Origin of the sequence: Streptomyces sp. NPDC017529 (assembly GCF_044329785.1) — a bacterium.
In the GTDB taxonomy this organism is placed as follows: domain Bacteria; phylum Actinomycetota; class Actinomycetes; order Streptomycetales; family Streptomycetaceae; genus Streptomyces.
The window spans coordinates 87,095-103,074 of the sequence record NZ_JBIRJY010000020.1; the positions used below are offsets into that span (position 1 = coordinate 87,095).

Consider the following 15,980-nt stretch of genomic DNA (forward strand, 5'->3'; position numbering starts at 1 on the left):
GGCCGGTGCCGTTTCTCCCCGCAGGTCCGCTCCTTCATGCGTTCGGCGTGCACCAGCGCCGCTGCTCCGTCGCCGGACAGCACAACTACGAGCTCACCGCCTGGGCGGGTGGCGGCCATTGAGCCCATGAGTGGCCGGACATCCATCACCGCACCGGCCTGTCGTGACGGCGCACGGGGGCGCACGCGGGTACAGCCGGAGGCTCAGAGCGCCGGAGCATGCCCGGGAGTGCGCCCCGAAGCCCACCGGAGCAACCGCGCATAACAGAATATATGTTTACTTCCGCTCGGAGAATTGTGACCGTAAAGCCCCCTTCGCCAAGGGTCGCCCGCGCCTCTCCCGCCCCGGAGCTGTGCGCGAGGCTCCGTCAGGTACCGCGGAAGGGGCGCGCCGCACGACAAGCAGCGGAGACCGGCCACACGGCGGATAGCCATCTGGGCGGCGCCCCGTGCTCCCGTACGCCCTGTGCGGACGGGCCTGGCGCACATACGTTCCTCATCGGCGGCCTCTCCGCCGCCCGGGAAGGCTGCCGCCGTGCCGCACAGGCCGTCGAACAGCTCATCGTCGAACGCGCCCGACAGGCCGAACGCGTCCTGGCCCGAGCCGTCGGAGGCAAGCATTCCCTGTCCGGACTCGCCACGTCCGCAACTGTGAGGATGACATGACAGCCCCCACTTCCCAGCGCGGCAAAAGGGTTTTGCTGGCGGCCCCCCGGGGCGTCTGCGCCGGCGTCGACCGCGCCATCCAGACCGTGGAACTGGCCCTTGAACGTTATGGCTCCCCTCTGTACGTGCGCCACGAAATCGTCCACAACCAGCATGTCATCAAGGCCCTGGAGAAGAAGGGCGCCATCTTCGTCAACGAGACCGACGAGGTACCCGACGGCCACACCGTCATCTTCTCCGCCCACGGCGTCGCCCCGGTCGTCCACGCCGAAGCAGCCCGCCGCAACCTCACCGTCATCGACGCGACCTGCCCGCTGGTCACCAAGGTCCACAAGGAGGCCGTCCGCTACGCCAAGGAGGACTTCGACATCCTCCTGATCGGCCACGAGGGCCACGAAGAGGTCATCGGCACCAGCGGCGAGGCCCCCGACCACATCACCCTGGTCGACGGCCCCGACGACGTGAAGAACGTCGAGGTCCGCGACCCGGACAAGGTCGTCTGGCTCTCCCAGACCACCCTGTCGGTCGACGAGACCATGGAGACGGTCGGCGCCCTCAAGGGCCGCTTCCCCAACCTCCTCTCCCCGCCCAGCGACGACATCTGCTACGCCTCCCAGAACCGCCAGGTGGCCGTCAAGCAGATGGGCGCCGATGCCGACCTCGTCATCGTCGTCGGCTCGAAGAACTCCTCGAACTCGGTTCGCCTCGTCGAGGTCGCCCTGGGCGCCGGCGCCGGCGCCGCCCACCTGGTGGACGGCGCCGAGGAGATCGACGAGAGCTGGCTTCAGGGCGTGAGCACCGTAGGCCTCACCTCCGGCGCGTCCGTCCCCAAGGTGCTGGTCCACGGGGTACTGGACTGGCTCGCCCAGCGCGGCTACGAAGACGTGGAGACGGTCAAGGCCGCCGAGGAGTCCATCACCTTCTCGCTGCCCAAGGAACTCCGCCGCGACCTGCGCGCCGAACCCGCGGCCCCAAAGTCCCTGCCGTAACCGGGCGTCCGGGTCGCAGAGCCGAGCCAGTGTGTCCGGACTCGTGCGGGCGCAGTTCCCGTTTTCCAAGGACTGCCGGTCGGCCCCTGCCTCCATCGCCGTCGGCCCAGACGTTGCCTTCGGCAAGATCACTGGGTTCCGGGAGGCGGATGCGGCGGTCGGTGCCGTCGCTACCGTCGCCTCCTTCGGAACCGCTCGGGCCTGTCGGCCCTCCGTTCCCGCCGGACGCCCGAGCGATGGCAGCTACCGTGCGAGACCCTGTTATTGCCGTGCTGAGCGGGGGAACCGGAACCGGTGCGCATCGCTATCCGAGCCTGGGCCCGGTGGTCGGCCGATGCAAGGGGGCCCGGTTCTGGTCCTGGGGCAAGGGCTGCAGGCTGTCGGCGGAGCCGGCGTGCCGCTGCTTCCTCGGTGCGGGGATGCGAGCTGTTGTGCCGAGCGGCTCAGCCGACGACGAATTCCGGTCAGCCGACTGGTCGGCTGGGCCTGCGCCATTGGCGCCGCGCCACATGCGGGTCTGTTCGACGGTGAAGATGAAGCACAAGTTGCCGCACATATCAGTACTGCCACTGCGGCCGGGCGGCCTCTGAGGCTGTGGTGAAGTGTGGCCAAGGGCCGCCGTGAAATTGCCGCCGCACGGTCTGCGCCCGATGGCTCAGCCCATTTTCGGGTATGACTTCAGTGTGGGCAGCGTCGAACAGTACGCAGCCGGTTCGACCGCGGGCTTGACGTTGTGTGAGACGTGCCCGGTCGGCACCGTCCACGCCGTCTTGTAGGTGCGGGTAGTAACCAGGCCCTGACGGGTGTTGTTCTGCGCCACCCGTTACCCGTGACAGTCAACCTGATGCCGCAGAGGCGCAACAGGCCCCGGAGCGGCCCGCCTCGTCCAGCTTACGTCGCCGTCTGTAGGCGCTCGTCAAGAGGGAGGGACGCCGACGTGATTTCCCGGCCCCGGAGTCTTTTGTTCTGGCTCATCCTGGTCATCTTGTTGTTCCTCATAGTCAAGGCTCCGGTCGGGACAGCGCATGTAATACTCGTGGTGTATTACGCCGTGATCAGGTTCTTCGTCGCTCTGGGCGTGTTCTTCACCGTGCTGGTCACCGGCTGACACCTGTGGCTGTTCGCCGTATGTCCAGTGATGCGTTCAGCTCTTTGGCTCCGGCGTCGGCTGCCCGTCGTCAGCGCTTGGCGTGAGGCATTCGGACGAGGTGGGCTCGGGCTCGGCGGGGGGCGCGGCAGGACACGCCTCGAAGCGTGACGGCGAGACGGACGGCGAGGGGCTGGCGGAAGGCTGCGCGGGTGCGGGGCAGGACGGGGCGCTGGTGGAGTGGGGGGACGACTCCTGTGGCTGGGGCGGTGCCGGCTGTGCAGCAGACGCGGACGGTGGTGTCGCTGGGCCGGTGACGGGCGGCGGCGCGGTCACCGGCGGGGCGGTGGCGGTGTGCGCCGAAGGCTGCGGTGTGGGCGTCGTGGTGACCGTTTGAGGCGAGGAGGTCACGGTCTCTCTCTGTGGCGAGGCGGGTGAGACCAGCGGAACATTTACATAGCTGGTGGGGTAGGACGCACAGCCAGTGCCGATGAGCAGGGCGAGGAGAAGACCTGCGAGGGTGCCACGTTGCACGACGCTATCCTTCCGAGCTGGCGCCCGCGGGTGGTGCGGCGGCGAGGCGCAACCATTGCTGGACTTCGAAACAGAGTTCACTTGCCGCCCAGGCTGCCCGCGAACCGGCCCAGTGAATCGAAGAATGTAGCGATGGCGTGATACACCGTGGTAATCACGTGGGCCACCTGTTCAGGTTCCTTGGCTATCAGGAACAACAAGATGATCAGGATGAGCCAGAACAGGAGGCTCCGAGGGCGGGAGATCACGGAATAGTCCTCCGTTTCCGAGACGGAAAGCCGTGATGCGACTCGGGTTTGGGCTGTCGCGCAGCAATTGGCCTGACGCGTTCCACCTGCTGCACCAGCCACCCTTCATTTCCACGCCTGCCGGTAACAGATCAACTGCTCCGGCCTTCCGTCCAGGCTGCGCTTCGCCGTCGAGAATGCGTCGTCCTGACCGCTGCCCCCGCAGGGTGTCGGCAGATGCTCACCGTAGGGAAGGGGTCGCCTGTCGTGACGGAGATATTCGGACGTTCTCCTTACTTGAAGACGCACGGATTTTCAGCAGTCAATCTGGTTCACCGGGGCATCTGTGGCGGATGTGGAAGCAGAACCCTTTTGAGCGGCTGAGAGCGGCTTGACGCAAGCGCTGGGGGCTCCAGGGTCTCGCTCGTCGAGGGCCGGCGGCAGGCTACGCCCGGCTGCCGGGTGCAGGGGTCATCCGCGGTGTTTGCGGCCGGGGCCGATCGGGTCGCCGAGGTTGGCGCGTGCGTGCACGGTGAACTGCTGGGCGGCGAGTTGGTTGAGGAACGCGTGGGTCTGGGCGGCGGTCTTGTCGGTGAGGGTAAGGAAGTTGACCAGGTGGGCGGCGAGCTGCTCGGGGTCGAGTTCGCTGTTCAGCTGGTCGCGCATGATGTCCTCCAGGGTGCCGCGCAGCACGTTGCGGAGTTTGGCTTTCCCATAGAGGCAGCGTACGGAGCCTTCCATGTTGGCGACCGACTTGCCGACGATGGAGACGATGGGGGCCACGTGGATGCCGCGGTGGGTGGAGTACTTCAGGACGGACATCAGGGCCACGCCGTAGTTGAGTTCGGCGAGGGTGGCGTTGGACCAGCGGGGGATCTTGCGGGAGAGGTCCTGGATGAAGCCGGGCACGTCGCTCCAGGGTGTCAGGGAGCCCATGCGGATCCACTGGCGTGCGAAGGTCTCGCCGTCGTTGCGGGCCAGGCCCAAAAAGACGCCGAGCAGGGCGAGCCGGGCGCTGCGGTCGAGCCGGCCGACCATGCCCCAGTCGATGATGTGTGCGGTGCCGTTGGAGCCGATCAGGACGTTGCCGGGGTGCGGGTCCGCGTGGAAGCGGCCGGTGGTGAAGTAGGTGCGGAACATGAAGTCGATGAGCTGGGTGGCGGTCTTCTTGCGCTGTTTGGGGGTGAGTTCGTCGTCCTTGATGCGGTTGATGGACACACCGTCGGCGAAGCTCTGGATGAGTACCTTGGGGGTGGCGTGCAGGACTTTGGGGACGCTGATGTGCTTGTAGTGGCGGGCGAGTTTGCGGGCGGCCTTCATGTTGGAGGCTTCCCGGGTGAAGTCCAGTTCGTCCTGCATGGCGTCGAACAGCACTTCCAGCATTCCGCCCATGTCGATGACTTCGCTGAAGTGCGGGGCGATGCGTGCGATGAGGCGTGCCACCTTGTTCAGCACGCTCATGTCGCCGAGGACGGCCCGGTCGGCGCCGGGACGCTGCACCTTGATGACGCAGTCGGTGCCGTCGGCGAGGGTGGCGCGGTAGACCTGTGCCAGGGATGCCGATCCCAGGGGCTCTTCGGTGCGTACCGAGGCGAACCGCTCACGCCAGTCGGCCCCCAGGCCCTCTTCGAGCAGCGGGGCGAAGTCGGTGAACGGCTGCACGACCGCCTGGTCGTTGAGCTGGGCCAGTTCCTCGCGCACATGGTCGGGTACGAAGTCCGGCCGGGTGGCGAGGATCTGGCCGATCTTGATGTAGAAGGGGCCGAGCTCTTCCAGGGTGCGGCGGAAACGCCGTGCTCCCGCCGCCCGGTCAGGGCCGAGGTGCTGTGGGGCGCGCCGGGCGGTCCGGGACAGGGCCCGTGCGGCCTCCTGGGAGGCCGCGCGGGCTGCGATGCGGACCGCCCGCCGGCCGCGTCCGTCAGCCACCGCGGCCGGACGGGTGGCTCAGGGCTGGCGTCACCTAGCGGTCGCCGTCCGCTCGCGACGCGGTTTTTCCGCCGACGTGGGTGGTGAGTGAGGTCACCGCACTGGTCAGCTGGGAGACCTGGTCGCTGAGAGCTGCGATCTGGCGCTCGTTGCGCCGCTGGCGCTTCTTGGTCTTGCTGCGTTTCTTCCTCTTGCTGCGCAGCCCCTTGCGCATCCCTTTGTCGAAGCCGCCGATCATGTCGGCGAGTCGGTCACCCGGTGTGTCGCGGCGTCTGGCCATGGCGTCGCCCCTTTCGGGTCGCTGGTTCGCTGGCACGCCTCAAAAAGGGCGCGAGACGGTCGTGGGCCGACGCGTATCCGGCCCCGGGCTTTGCGTACCGGGGGCGGCGCGTGCGGGAGGCTGCAGGCGCACGGGCCCGATGGCACCGGCCTGCTCTGCCATGGCAGCGCCCAACCGGTGGCGCGTCAACCCCCGCCCTCTCGGCCACGGCGGCCGGAAACCTTCGGTGCGGGACGCATGCCGCCCAGAGGTTCACGCGGTGGCGGTGGCGTCGTCGCGGCACAGGCAGGCGGTTGGCCACCGAATCGCTGCCGTGAGCGGAGCGAGGCATTCCAGGAGCCTTGTGAGCTGGAAAGACGGGCGCTCCGTGACTGACACGTGGTGTCCGTGACGGAACGTGGCGACTTTCTGCGGGGCCCTCTTGCGCACAGCACCGAGTGCGGCATCCTGGAAGCGTCGAACGTATGATCGGCAGCTTCGGATGTGTGCGGACACACTGCGGAGCCCGCACAGGGAACTCGGTTCACCGCTCACCCTTCCGCGCGCCGAGGCGCCCTCCGGGCGTTACGCGGACAGGGACTCACCACCTCGTTCGACGGCTCGCCCGGGCCCCGGCCCGGTGAACGACGACGCGATTCCGGCCTCCCTCGGGCCCACGAGGACGCCTGCGCGCAGCGAGATGCGACGGCCCCGCCATGACGTTGGCGCGGCCGGGCGGCACAGCGAAGGCCAGTGCAGCTGCGCCGCCTGTGCAACCACATCAGCGCATAGGGCACTCACTTGTGGACCATGACTTTCGGTCGGAGGTAGCACGGTGGAAACCGCGGATACCGAGGGCACCGGCCCTCGCCTGCGAAGGCCGGGCGCACGACTACTCTCCCGAGCCCGCGACAGCGTCGATGAGGCATTACGGGAGCTGACCCAGGGCTTGCCGCCCGGTGCCCGGCTGTGGAGCGGGTTTCACTTCGGCTGGTGTGACGAGCAGGGCAGGCCCCAGGCCGCCCGCCCGGGCAAGGCCCTGCGCCCGGCCCTGGCGGTGGGCTGCGGCGAGTCGGTCGGGGGCACGGCATCGCACCTCGTGCCGGTGGGCGCCGCCGTGGAACTGGTGCACAACTTCTCACTGATCCACGACGATGTGATCGACGGCGACCGGATGCGGCGCGGCCGTCCCGCTCTGTGGTCGGCCTTCGGCGTCCCCGCGGCCCTGCTGGGCGGGGATGCGCTGCTGGCCCATGCCTGCTCGGTCCTCGCCCGCATCCCCCCGCAGCGCGGGACACCGCTGGCACAGCGGCTGTGCGCGACGGTGCAGGAGCTGATCGAGGGCCAGGCCCTGGACATCGCCTTCGAGACGCGCACCGAGGTGACGCTCAAGGAGTACACGGCGATGGCCCTCGGCAAGACCGGCTCACTGATGGGGGCCGCCTGCACCCTGGGCGCGCTGGCCGCCGGCTGCGAACCCGAGCGGGCCGTCCACTTCGACCGCTTCGGACGCGCCCTGGGCCTGGCCTTCCAGATCACCGACGACCTGCTGGGGCTGTTCGGTGACGCGCAGGCCACCGGCAAGCCGGTCGGCAGCGACCTGGCCCGGCGCAAGAAGACCTATCCCGTGCTCGCCGCGTGCGCCGAGGACGCCCGCGCGGCAGCGGAGCTGGGCCGGCTCTACGGCCAGCGGCACCCGCTGACGGCCCAGCAGGTCGAGCGCGGCCTGCTGGCGGTACGGCGTGCCGGCGGCGCGAAACGGGCCCGCGAAGCGGCCTGCCGCGCCCTCAACGAGGCGTACACCCACCTGGACGCGGCCGCCCCGCTGCCCGGCCCCCGCCGGGCCCTGGCCGACCTGGCCCGGCTGATGACCGACCGGTCGCGCTAAGGGGGCGTCCAGCGTGCCCTGCCCATCTGCTGGGATCCCCCGTACCCCCGCCGCGCCCATCACCGCTGCCGTGAGGTCTTTATGAGCAGTCCCGTCCAGACCGCCGATCGCCACCGAGAGCTGCTCGATACCCTCGATGCGCTGGACGCCGCCGGGCTTGACCGGCTCGACGGCGCCGGGCTGGGACGGCTCGCCGGCCTCATCCGCGCCTTCTTGATCGACAAGGTCCAAGCCGTGGGCGGACACCTGGGCCCCAACCTGGGCATCGTGGAAGTCACCCTGGCCCTGCACCGGGTGTTCGCCAGCCCCCGGGACACCGTGCTGTTCGACACCGGCCACCAGGCGTACGTCCACAAGATCCTGACCGGCCGGGCCCGGGACTTCGACCGGCTGCGCCAGCCCGGCGGCCTGTCCGGTTACCCCAGCCGCGCCGAGTCCGTCCACGACGTCATCGAGAACTCGCACGCCTCCACCTCCCTGTCCTACGCCGACGGACTGGCCAAGGCCCGCGCCCTGACCGGCCGCAGCGACCGGGCCGTCGTGGCGGTCATCGGGGACGGGGCCCTGACCGGCGGGATGGCGCTGGAGGCGCTGAACAACATCGGCGCGGCGCCCGAGCGCCCGGTCGTCATCGTGCTCAACGACAACGGCCGCTCCTACGCCCCGACCACCGGGGCGCTGGCCGCCCACCTGAGCCGCCTGCGCCGCAAGGCCCCCTGGCGGGCCGGTACGTCCACGGCCCCGGACAACCTGTTCGAACTGCTGGGGCTGGCCTACGTCGGCCCCGTCGACGGGCACGACACCTTCGCCGTCGAGGACGCGCTGCGGGCCGCCCGGGCCGCCCGCCGGGCGGTGCTGGTGCACGTGGTCACCGTCAAGGGCCGGGGCTACCCGCCGGCCGAAGGGGACCGGGCCGAGTGCATGCACGCCATCGGCGCGCTTTCCGGCTCCACGGCGCGGCCGGCCGCCGCGCCGCAGCCGTCGTGGACGAGGGAGTTCTCCGACGCCCTGTGCGCGCTCGGCGCCCGGCGCGAGAACCTCGTCGCCCTGACGGCGGCGATGCCCGGCCCCACCGGCCTGGCCCCGTTCGCCGAACGCTTCCCGGGGCGCTGCTTCGATGTGGGCATCGCCGAACAGCACGCCGTGGGCTGCGCCGCCGGCCTGGCCCTGGCCGGGCTCCACCCCGTCGTCGCCGTCTACGCCACCTTCCTCAGCCGGGCCTTCGACCAGGTCCTGATGGATGTGGCCCTGCGCCGCCTGCCCGTCACCTTCGTGCTGGACCGGGCCGGGGTCACCGGGCCGGACGGCCCGTCCCACCACGGCATGTGGGACATCAGCCTGCTGGGCACGGTTCCCGGGCTGCGGCTGGCCGCCCCCCGGGACGCCGGGCAGCTGCGCCGGCTGCTGGCCGAGGCCACCGCCGACGACAGCGGGCCCACCGCGGTGCGGTTTCCCAAAGGCCAGCCCGGCGACCCGATGCCCTGCCGCCAGCGCCACGGGACGGTGGACCTCCTCTACACCACCCCCGCCGCACAGGTGCTGGTGGTCCCCGCCGGCCCGCTGGCCCGCCCCGCCCTCGCCGCCGCCCGCACGGTGGCCGCGCAGGGCATCGGGGTCACGGTGGCCGACCCGCGCTGGCTGCTGCCGGTCCCGGACGACCTGCTCGACCTGGCCGACGGCCACCGGCTGGTCGTCACCGTCGAGGACCACACCCGCAGCGGCGGATTCGGCGCCGCGCTCACCCAGCGGCTCGCCGACACCGGCCACCGCACCCGCGTCCACGCCCTCGCGCTGCCCGGCCGCTTCCTGAACCACGGCACCCGGGCCCAGATCCTGGCCGACGCCGGCCTCGATGCCGACGGCATCAGCCGCGCCATCACCGGCCACCCCGCACTCCGCTCCCCGAGGTGAACACCATGGCTGTTACCGGCTTACCCGCGCCGGCGCCGCCGGCCCGCTCCCTCCGGCGCCGCTGCCGTCAGATCCACGTCGGCACCGTACCCGTCGGCGGGGATGCTCCCGTCTCCGTCCAGACCATGACCACCACCCCGACCACCGACACCGACGCGACCCTGCGCCAGATCGCCGAAGCCACCGCGGCGGGCTGCGACATCATCCGGGTCGCCGTGCCCACCCAGGACGACGCCGACGCCCTGCCGGCCCTGACCGCCAAATCCCCCCTCCCCGTCGTCGCCGACATCCACTTCCAGCCCCGCTACGTCTTCGCCGCCATCGACGCCGGCTGTGCCGCCGTCCGCGTCAACCCCGGCAACATCAAGCGGTTCGACGACAAGGTCAAGGAGATCGCCCGGGCCGCCCAGGCCGCGGATGTTCCCATCCGCATCGGCGTCAACGCCGGCTCCCTCGATCCCCGGCTGCTGGCCAAGTACGGCTCCGCCACCGCCGAAGCCCTGGTGGAGTCCGCGCTGTGGGAGTGCTCCCTGTTCGAGGAGCACGGCTTCACCGCCTTGAAGATCGCCGTGAAGCACCACGACCCCCGCATTGTGGTGGCCGCCTACCGGCTGCTCGCCGCCCGCTGCGACTACCCCCTGCACCTGGGCGTCACCGAGGCCGGAACCCCGTTGCCGGGCTCGATCAAGTCCGCTGTCGCCTTCGGCATCCTGCTGGCCGAGGGCATCGGCGACACCCTGCGGGTCTCCTTTTCCGGGCCGCCCGCCGACCAGGTCAAGGCCGGCTGCCACATCCTGCAGTCCCTCGGCCTGCGCCCCAGGAAACTGGAGATCGTCTCCTGCCCCGGCTGCGGCCGGCTCCAAGTCGACCTCCACCGCCTCGCCGCCCGCGTCGAAGCTGCCTTCGACGGCTTCCCCCACCCGCTGCGCATCGCGGTGATGGGCTGCGTCGTCAACGGCCCCGGCGAATCCCGCGACGCCGACCTCGGCGTCTCCTGCGGCAACGGCAAAGGACAGATCTTCCGCCGCGGCGAAGTCGTCCGCACCGTCCCCGAAAGCCGCATCGTCGAAACCCTGCTGGAAGAAGCCCTCACCTTGTCCGAGTAACGCCCCGGCAGCGCCGACAGGCCCAAAGTGCGGCGTTCCGCTCACCGTGCAGCCGCCGCGGACGGCCCGGCACGAACCCCAGGAGACAGACGTGAAAACCGACGACACCATCGTCATCCCGCCCCTGTGGTGCCCGCTGGAGCTGCGGGTGCGAGACGGCGAGCAGCGCTTCCAGGAACGCTCGCGCAGCTGGCTGGAGCACCACGGCCTGGACGAGCGCTCCCTGCGGCGGGCCGCCGCCACCGACACCGGTTTTTTGGCCTGCGCCTGGGCGCCGGACGGCTGCGAAGAAGGCGTCCAGCTGCTGGCCGACTGGCTGGTGTGGGCGCTGCTGTTCGACGACTACTACTGCGACGCCGGCCCGCACTCCACCCGGCCGGGCGCCTTCAACCCGCTGGCCGCCCGCATGATGGCCCGCGCCCTGTACCCGGCGACCGCCCCGACCGGCGATGCGGCCTTCGACGCGTTCGCCTCCGCGCTGGCCGACATGACCCGCAGAATCCACGCGCAGGCCGACCCCCAACTGGCCCAGCTGTGCGCGCTGGCCCACTACCAGTGGGCCGTCGGCGCCATGTGCGGGGTCAGCGACCGGGCCGCGAACTCGCTGCGGACCGTGGAGGAACACCTGCTCATCCGCCCCGGCGACGGCGCGGACCTCCTGGCCGTCCACATGATCGAGGTGGCCGAGGGAACGATGCTGCCGGCCCGCGAGCGCACCCGGCCCCAGACCCGCGCGCTGACCCAGGCCGCCGGCATCCTGCTGACCGTCCCCACCGACCTCGCCTCCTACGCCCACGAGCACCACCAGGGCTGCCTGGAATCCAACCTGGTCCACCTCATCGCCGCCCGGCGCGGCTGCCCGGCCCAGGACGCCGTCGACCAGGCATGCGCCCTGCTGGAAAACGTCATGACCTTCTTCGTCGCTATGCGCGAGCGCCTGCGCCGGCACGGCTCCGACAGCATGCTCCGCTACACCGACCACCTGGCCAACCTCGTGCGCGGCACCTACGAGTGGCAGCGCTTCCTGCCCCGCTACACCACCGTCCTCGACATCCCCCACAGCGGCGGAACGGACAGCCTGCGCCGCCCGGCCCAGGCCCTCCACGAGGTCACACCGGCCCGCAGCCACCCCCGCGCCGACACCGCCGCCCCCCTCACCTGGTGGTGGGACCTGCTCGATGAGCCCGCCTGACCCAGACGTCCCCCCCCCCGGCCGGCCCGGCCGGCCGGTGCACAGTCCATCCACTGCCCCACCCGAAGGAGCCCGCCGTGACCGCCTCCGACATCTTCGTCCTGGACCCCAACGCGACCGACCCGGACGCCGAACACGAACAACTGCGCGCCATCGGCCCCGCGGTCAAGGCCGACATGCTCGGCGTCACCGTCTGGTCGGTCAACCACCCGCAACTGCTCAAGGAGTTACTGGCCAGCCCCGACGTATCCCGGGACGCCCGGCTGCACTGGTCCGAGTACGAGCGGGCCCTGAAGTTCTGGCCGCTGATCCTGTGGGTCGCGGTGGAGAACATGTTCACCACCTACGGCGACACCCGCGCCCGGCTGCGCCGCCTGGTCGCCCCCGCCTTCACCCCCCGCCGCATCCAGGCCCTCAAGCCCACCGTCGACCGCTTCGCCGCCGACCTGATTGCCAAGCTCGCCACCCACCCGCCCGGCGAAGTCGTCGATGTGCGCCCCGAACTGGCCCACCCGCTGCCGGTTGCCGTCATCAGCCACCTCATGGGCGTCCCGCCCGACCAGGGCAGCGCCTTCGGCCAGGCCATCTACCGCGCCTTCGGCAGCACCGACACCCTCGAACAGGTCATGGCCGACGGCGCCAGCCTCATCGCGATGCTCGAAGACCTCATCGCCCTCAAACGCATCACCCCGGGCGACGACCTCACCTCCCAGCTCATCGCCGCCCGCGACACCGAAGGCGACGGCGGCCAGCTCACCGAGACCGAACTGCGCGACACCCTGATGCTGGTGATCGCCGCCGGCACGGAGACCACCGTCAACCTCATCGAGCGGACCATCGCCCTGTGCCTGACCCATCCCGACCAGCTCGCCCACCTGCGCTCCGGCCGCGCCACCATCACCGACCTGGTCGAGGAAGCCCTGCGCTACGAGCCCGCCTTCCGGCACATGCCGCTGCGCTACGCCGTACGCGACCTGCCCCTGCCCGACGGGCAGACCATCCAGCGCGGCGAGGCCATCCTCGCCTCCTACGCCGCCGCCAACCGCCACCCCGACTGGCACGACAACCCCGACACCTTCGACATCACCCGCCCCTTCAAGGAGCACGTGGCCTTCGGCTACGGAGTCCACTTCTGCCTCGGCGCCGCCCTCGGACGCCTGCAAACGGCCTGCACGCTCGCCCAGTTCTTCGACGCCTTCCCCCACGCCCGGCTCGCGGCTCCCGTCGAAGAACTGCCCCTGCTGCCATCACTGATCTTCAACGGCCACCAGACGCTCCCCCTGATCCTGCGCCCGGCTCAGTGACCGCACACCGCGGTGGGCTCAGCCGGCCCGACGCCCACCGCGGCACCAGCAGCCACACGGCCAGTCCGCGTCAACGCTGTCACGACCCGCATCGCCGAGCCGAACCCGAACAGACCACCTTGAACAGGCCCTGCGGGCACCGGCCACGACACTTCCCCAGGAGCACCGACCCGTGATCACGATTGGACACCACGGCTACCCCGTCCTGACCGGGACGCCGGAAAACATCCGAGACCAGCTCGATTTTCTGAGAACCCAACGGCCACTCGTCAAAGCTGAAGCGGACGGCATCCTCACCTGGCTGGTCCTCTCCTACGACATGGTCCAAGTCCTCGCAATCGACCCGCGAGTCTCACGCGACCTGCGCCAACACGGCCCCGAAGACCTGCGCACCACCACCAGCCCCACGGCCGCACTCGCCCAGATCAACGACGTCAGCAACACCTACGGCGAGGCTCACCGGATCGAACGGGCCCGGCTGTCGCCCCCCTTCACCCACCGGCGCGTCCACGCCATGGAAGACGCCGTGCAAAAGATCGCCGACCGGCTCACCGCCCAACTGGCCACCGCCGCACCGGGAGAAACCGTCGACCTGCGCCAGAAGATCGCACGTCCGCTGCCCGCGGAGGTGATCTGCGACCTGCTGGGCGTGCCCGGCCACCTTCGCCGGCCGTTGCTCGACGCCATTGACACCCTGGTCAATGCGACCGAGCGCACCTCCGACGAGGTAGCCTGCGACCTCGCCCGGCTCCATGCCCACGTGGACGAACTGCGTGCCCACAAGCTGGCCCACCCTGCCGACGACCTGTCCACTGCCGTGGTCCGCCCTCCGGACGGACAGCCGGCCCTGCCGGCCGAGGCCCAGCGCGACACCCTCTTCGGAGTGATCGGTGCGGGCTTCGAGACCACCGTCAACCTGATCACGGCCGCCTTCTTCCACCTCCTGCGCACCCCCGCCTGCCGCAGCGCCCTGCGCGCCGGCCGTCTCTCCTACGACGATGTCGTCGAAGAAACCCTGCGCATCCAGGCCCCGCTGGCCCAGCTCCCATTCCGGTACGCGGTGGAAGACATCCGTCTCGGCGCCACGACCGTCATCAAAAAGGGGGACGTCATCAGCTTCATGTATGCCGCAGCCAGCCGCGACCCCGCCCTTCATGCCGACCCCGATGAATTCAGGCCGCACCGTGCGAACAAAAGCCATATGGCATTCGGGCACGGCGTCCACCACTGCCCCGGAGCCTCGCTCGCCCGTCTCGAAACGCGTACAGCACTGCGAATCGTTCTCACCGCACTGCCCGATATCACCCTGGCCCACCCAGGGCAGACGCCAAAGCTGATCCCCTCTACCGTGATAAACGGATTCCAGACACTTCCCGTCATTCCCCGCCCGACCTCGCCACAGCACTAACCCTCTGACGCTGACCAGGAACTTCACCCGCCAGATGATGACCGAAGCGTGAATCCAGCAAAACGTTAGGCGGCTGACTGGGGCACGCATGCGGCAGGCCCGGTGACGCAATTGCGTATGCGTGTATTCACCTGGCCCAGCACGCCCGAATAGGTAAATCACGCGCCGTGTTCCATGCTCCGTCTGGCGAAAAGATGCATTGACGGTCGAATGAGATGAGGCCACCATTCAGGGACAGAAGAACCCGGGGTCGGCCACTCCCGCCCCGGAACCGGCGCATCTCATGCCCGGGAGGGCGTATGTCCGAAGAAACCGTCAAGACGGTACTGGATCTGCTGGGGAACATCACCGCAACCCGCGTCATGGAATCGCGCGAGGGGCGCAGCGTCATCGAGATATCCTTCTCGGCGAACGGCACGTTCGGCGAGCACGACGTCGCGGGCTTCTTCACCTACGAGGCGGAAGCCATCTCCTCCGACTCCTTCATCGGCTCGGGGAAGGCCGTCCTGCAGGCGACCGACGGCGACGGAGCGGCCACCATCAAGGCCACCGGAGCCGTCCAGCGCGCAGCCGGAGCGACCCAGCTGGTGTGGCGCGCCCACGGCGCCGTACAGAGCAGCGCACGCAAGTTCGCCGACTGGCACGGCCGCCTTCTGGACATCACCGTCCACGTCGGCGACGACCAGAAGGTCTCGCTGCAGGCAGCGAGGTGGACGTAACAACGCCATACCGAACAGCCCGCGCCGGCTGAGCGCCTGCTCCGTGATGGCGGCATCCCGGACCACTGCATCCGCCTCAGCTCCCCGGTCGGAGGCACACGGCTCCGGACCACACCGAAGCCGAGAGCCCCTGCCGCCGGGCCGTTCGGCCAGGTACCGCTTGCCACAAGGTGGCCGCCACTCGTCCGCAGACGGATGGCGGCCGCCGACGAAGTACGAAGGGCAACTGCCCACCGCCCTCCCGCGCCAGCGTCCCCGCACGGCTCCCAGAGAGTGCAGGCAAGCCGGCGCACGCGAAGACCAGGTCCCTGGCCCCGCCGCGGACTCGGCGCGCGCAGAGCTGTTCGCGCTATTGCCGTGCGCTGGAGCGCTGCTAGAAGATCGGTGATCTGCCGGGCGGCGGGCGGGAGCCCACCGGCCTACATAGCGCCGCCCGGCAGGCTGCGCCGACTGCCGGGGCGCATTCGACACGCCAGGCGGCTCGCACCGCATGAGGCGATGCAGGCCGCGGTGCACCCATGGAAACAGCAGAGCGGGCATCTGCCTGGTGGGGGACGGTAACCGCAAGACCCTCCTCATCGCCTCGATCCGCGACGACGGTATCGCCTACGGCGCGGTCCAGGACAAGCCGACGGCCAGCAAGAGCGTCACAGTCGTGCAGCCCGATCTCAGAAGCTGTTCCCGGTCCTGACATGACAAGTTGCGGGGCTTCGGGGCAGGTCAGCGGTGGGGTGGGCGGGGGTCTGGTGCCCTGCGTACGGTGGT

General features: G+C 70.0%; 14 protein-coding genes. 11 read left to right on the forward strand and 3 right to left on the reverse strand.

Annotated features, from left to right (window positions below; all coding sequences use genetic code 11):
• Window positions 1-661: 661 nt before the first annotated feature.
• From ACH4K4_RS32735 to ACH4K4_RS32745, 3 genes are all read left to right on the forward strand, one after another.
• The gene (locus tag ACH4K4_RS32735) at window positions 662-1,654 is read left to right on the forward strand and encodes a 4-hydroxy-3-methylbut-2-enyl diphosphate reductase (RefSeq protein ID WP_398172407.1); all 993 of its coding nucleotides are present in this window, start codon (window positions 662-664) and stop codon (window positions 1,652-1,654) included.
• Between the two features lie 985 nt (window positions 1,655-2,639).
• Window positions 2,640-2,762, forward strand: a complete 123-nt coding sequence (locus tag ACH4K4_RS32740; protein ID WP_398172409.1) for a hypothetical protein — start codon at window positions 2,640-2,642, stop codon at window positions 2,760-2,762.
• An 82-nt stretch (window positions 2,763-2,844) separates the two neighbouring features.
• Window positions 2,845-3,138 carry a hypothetical protein gene (locus ACH4K4_RS32745; RefSeq protein ID WP_398172411.1) on the forward strand — a complete coding sequence of 98 codons (294 nt, stop codon included), beginning with the start codon at window positions 2,845-2,847 and terminating at the stop codon, window positions 3,136-3,138.
• A gap of 214 nt (window positions 3,139-3,352) precedes the next feature.
• On the opposite strand, the gene ACH4K4_RS32750 is transcribed toward ACH4K4_RS32745, so the two are convergent.
• From ACH4K4_RS32750 to ACH4K4_RS32760, 3 genes are all read right to left on the reverse strand, one after another.
• Window positions 3,353-3,523: a hypothetical protein gene (locus ACH4K4_RS32750; protein WP_398172413.1), complete on the reverse strand. Its 171-nt coding sequence runs from the start codon at window positions 3,521-3,523 to the stop codon at window positions 3,353-3,355.
• Between the two features lie 450 nt (window positions 3,524-3,973).
• Complete coding sequence (locus tag ACH4K4_RS32755) at window positions 3,974-5,428, reverse strand: ABC1 kinase family protein (protein ID WP_398172415.1); 1,455 nt, start codon at window positions 5,426-5,428, stop codon at window positions 3,974-3,976.
• A gap of 34 nt (window positions 5,429-5,462) precedes the next feature.
• Entirely contained in the window at window positions 5,463-5,708 is a 246-nt protein-coding gene (locus ACH4K4_RS32760) for a hypothetical protein (RefSeq protein ID WP_398172417.1), read from the reverse strand.
• A 928-nt stretch (window positions 5,709-6,636) separates the two neighbouring features.
• Between ACH4K4_RS32760 and ACH4K4_RS32765 the strand changes: the two genes are divergently transcribed.
• The 8 genes from ACH4K4_RS32765 (at window position 6,637) to ACH4K4_RS32800 (ending at window position 15,906) form a co-directional block, all read left to right on the forward strand.
• The gene (locus ACH4K4_RS32765) at window positions 6,637-7,575 is read left to right on the forward strand and encodes a polyprenyl synthetase family protein (RefSeq protein ID WP_398172419.1); all 939 of its coding nucleotides are present in this window, start codon (window positions 6,637-6,639) and stop codon (window positions 7,573-7,575) included.
• An 81-nt stretch (window positions 7,576-7,656) separates the two neighbouring features.
• Window positions 7,657-9,486 carry a 1-deoxy-D-xylulose-5-phosphate synthase gene (locus ACH4K4_RS32770; RefSeq protein WP_398172421.1) on the forward strand — a complete coding sequence of 610 codons (1,830 nt, stop codon included), beginning with the start codon at window positions 7,657-7,659 and terminating at the stop codon, window positions 9,484-9,486.
• Between the two features lie 5 nt (window positions 9,487-9,491).
• The gene (ispG, locus tag ACH4K4_RS32775; RefSeq protein ID WP_398172423.1) at window positions 9,492-10,592 is read left to right on the forward strand and encodes a flavodoxin-dependent (E)-4-hydroxy-3-methylbut-2-enyl-diphosphate synthase; all 1,101 of its coding nucleotides are present in this window, start codon (window positions 9,492-9,494) and stop codon (window positions 10,590-10,592) included.
• A gap of 91 nt (window positions 10,593-10,683) precedes the next feature.
• Window positions 10,684-11,784: a hypothetical protein gene (locus ACH4K4_RS32780; RefSeq protein WP_398172425.1), complete on the forward strand. Its 1,101-nt coding sequence runs from the start codon at window positions 10,684-10,686 to the stop codon at window positions 11,782-11,784.
• Between the two features lie 77 nt (window positions 11,785-11,861).
• Window positions 11,862-13,088 carry a cytochrome P450 gene (locus ACH4K4_RS32785; RefSeq protein ID WP_398172427.1) on the forward strand — a complete coding sequence of 409 codons (1,227 nt, stop codon included), beginning with the start codon at window positions 11,862-11,864 and terminating at the stop codon, window positions 13,086-13,088.
• A 172-nt stretch (window positions 13,089-13,260) separates the two neighbouring features.
• A complete protein-coding gene (locus ACH4K4_RS32790; RefSeq protein WP_398172429.1) occupies window positions 13,261-14,496 on the forward strand; it encodes a cytochrome P450 in 1,236 nt (411 codons plus the stop codon).
• 299 nt (window positions 14,497-14,795) lie between these two features.
• Complete coding sequence (locus tag ACH4K4_RS32795; protein WP_398172431.1) at window positions 14,796-15,215, forward strand: hypothetical protein; 420 nt, start codon at window positions 14,796-14,798, stop codon at window positions 15,213-15,215.
• Window positions 15,216-15,762: 547 nt separating this feature from the next.
• A complete protein-coding gene (locus ACH4K4_RS32800; RefSeq protein WP_398172433.1) occupies window positions 15,763-15,906 on the forward strand; it encodes a hypothetical protein in 144 nt (47 codons plus the stop codon).
• The last annotated feature ends 74 nt before the right edge of the window (window positions 15,907-15,980 follow it).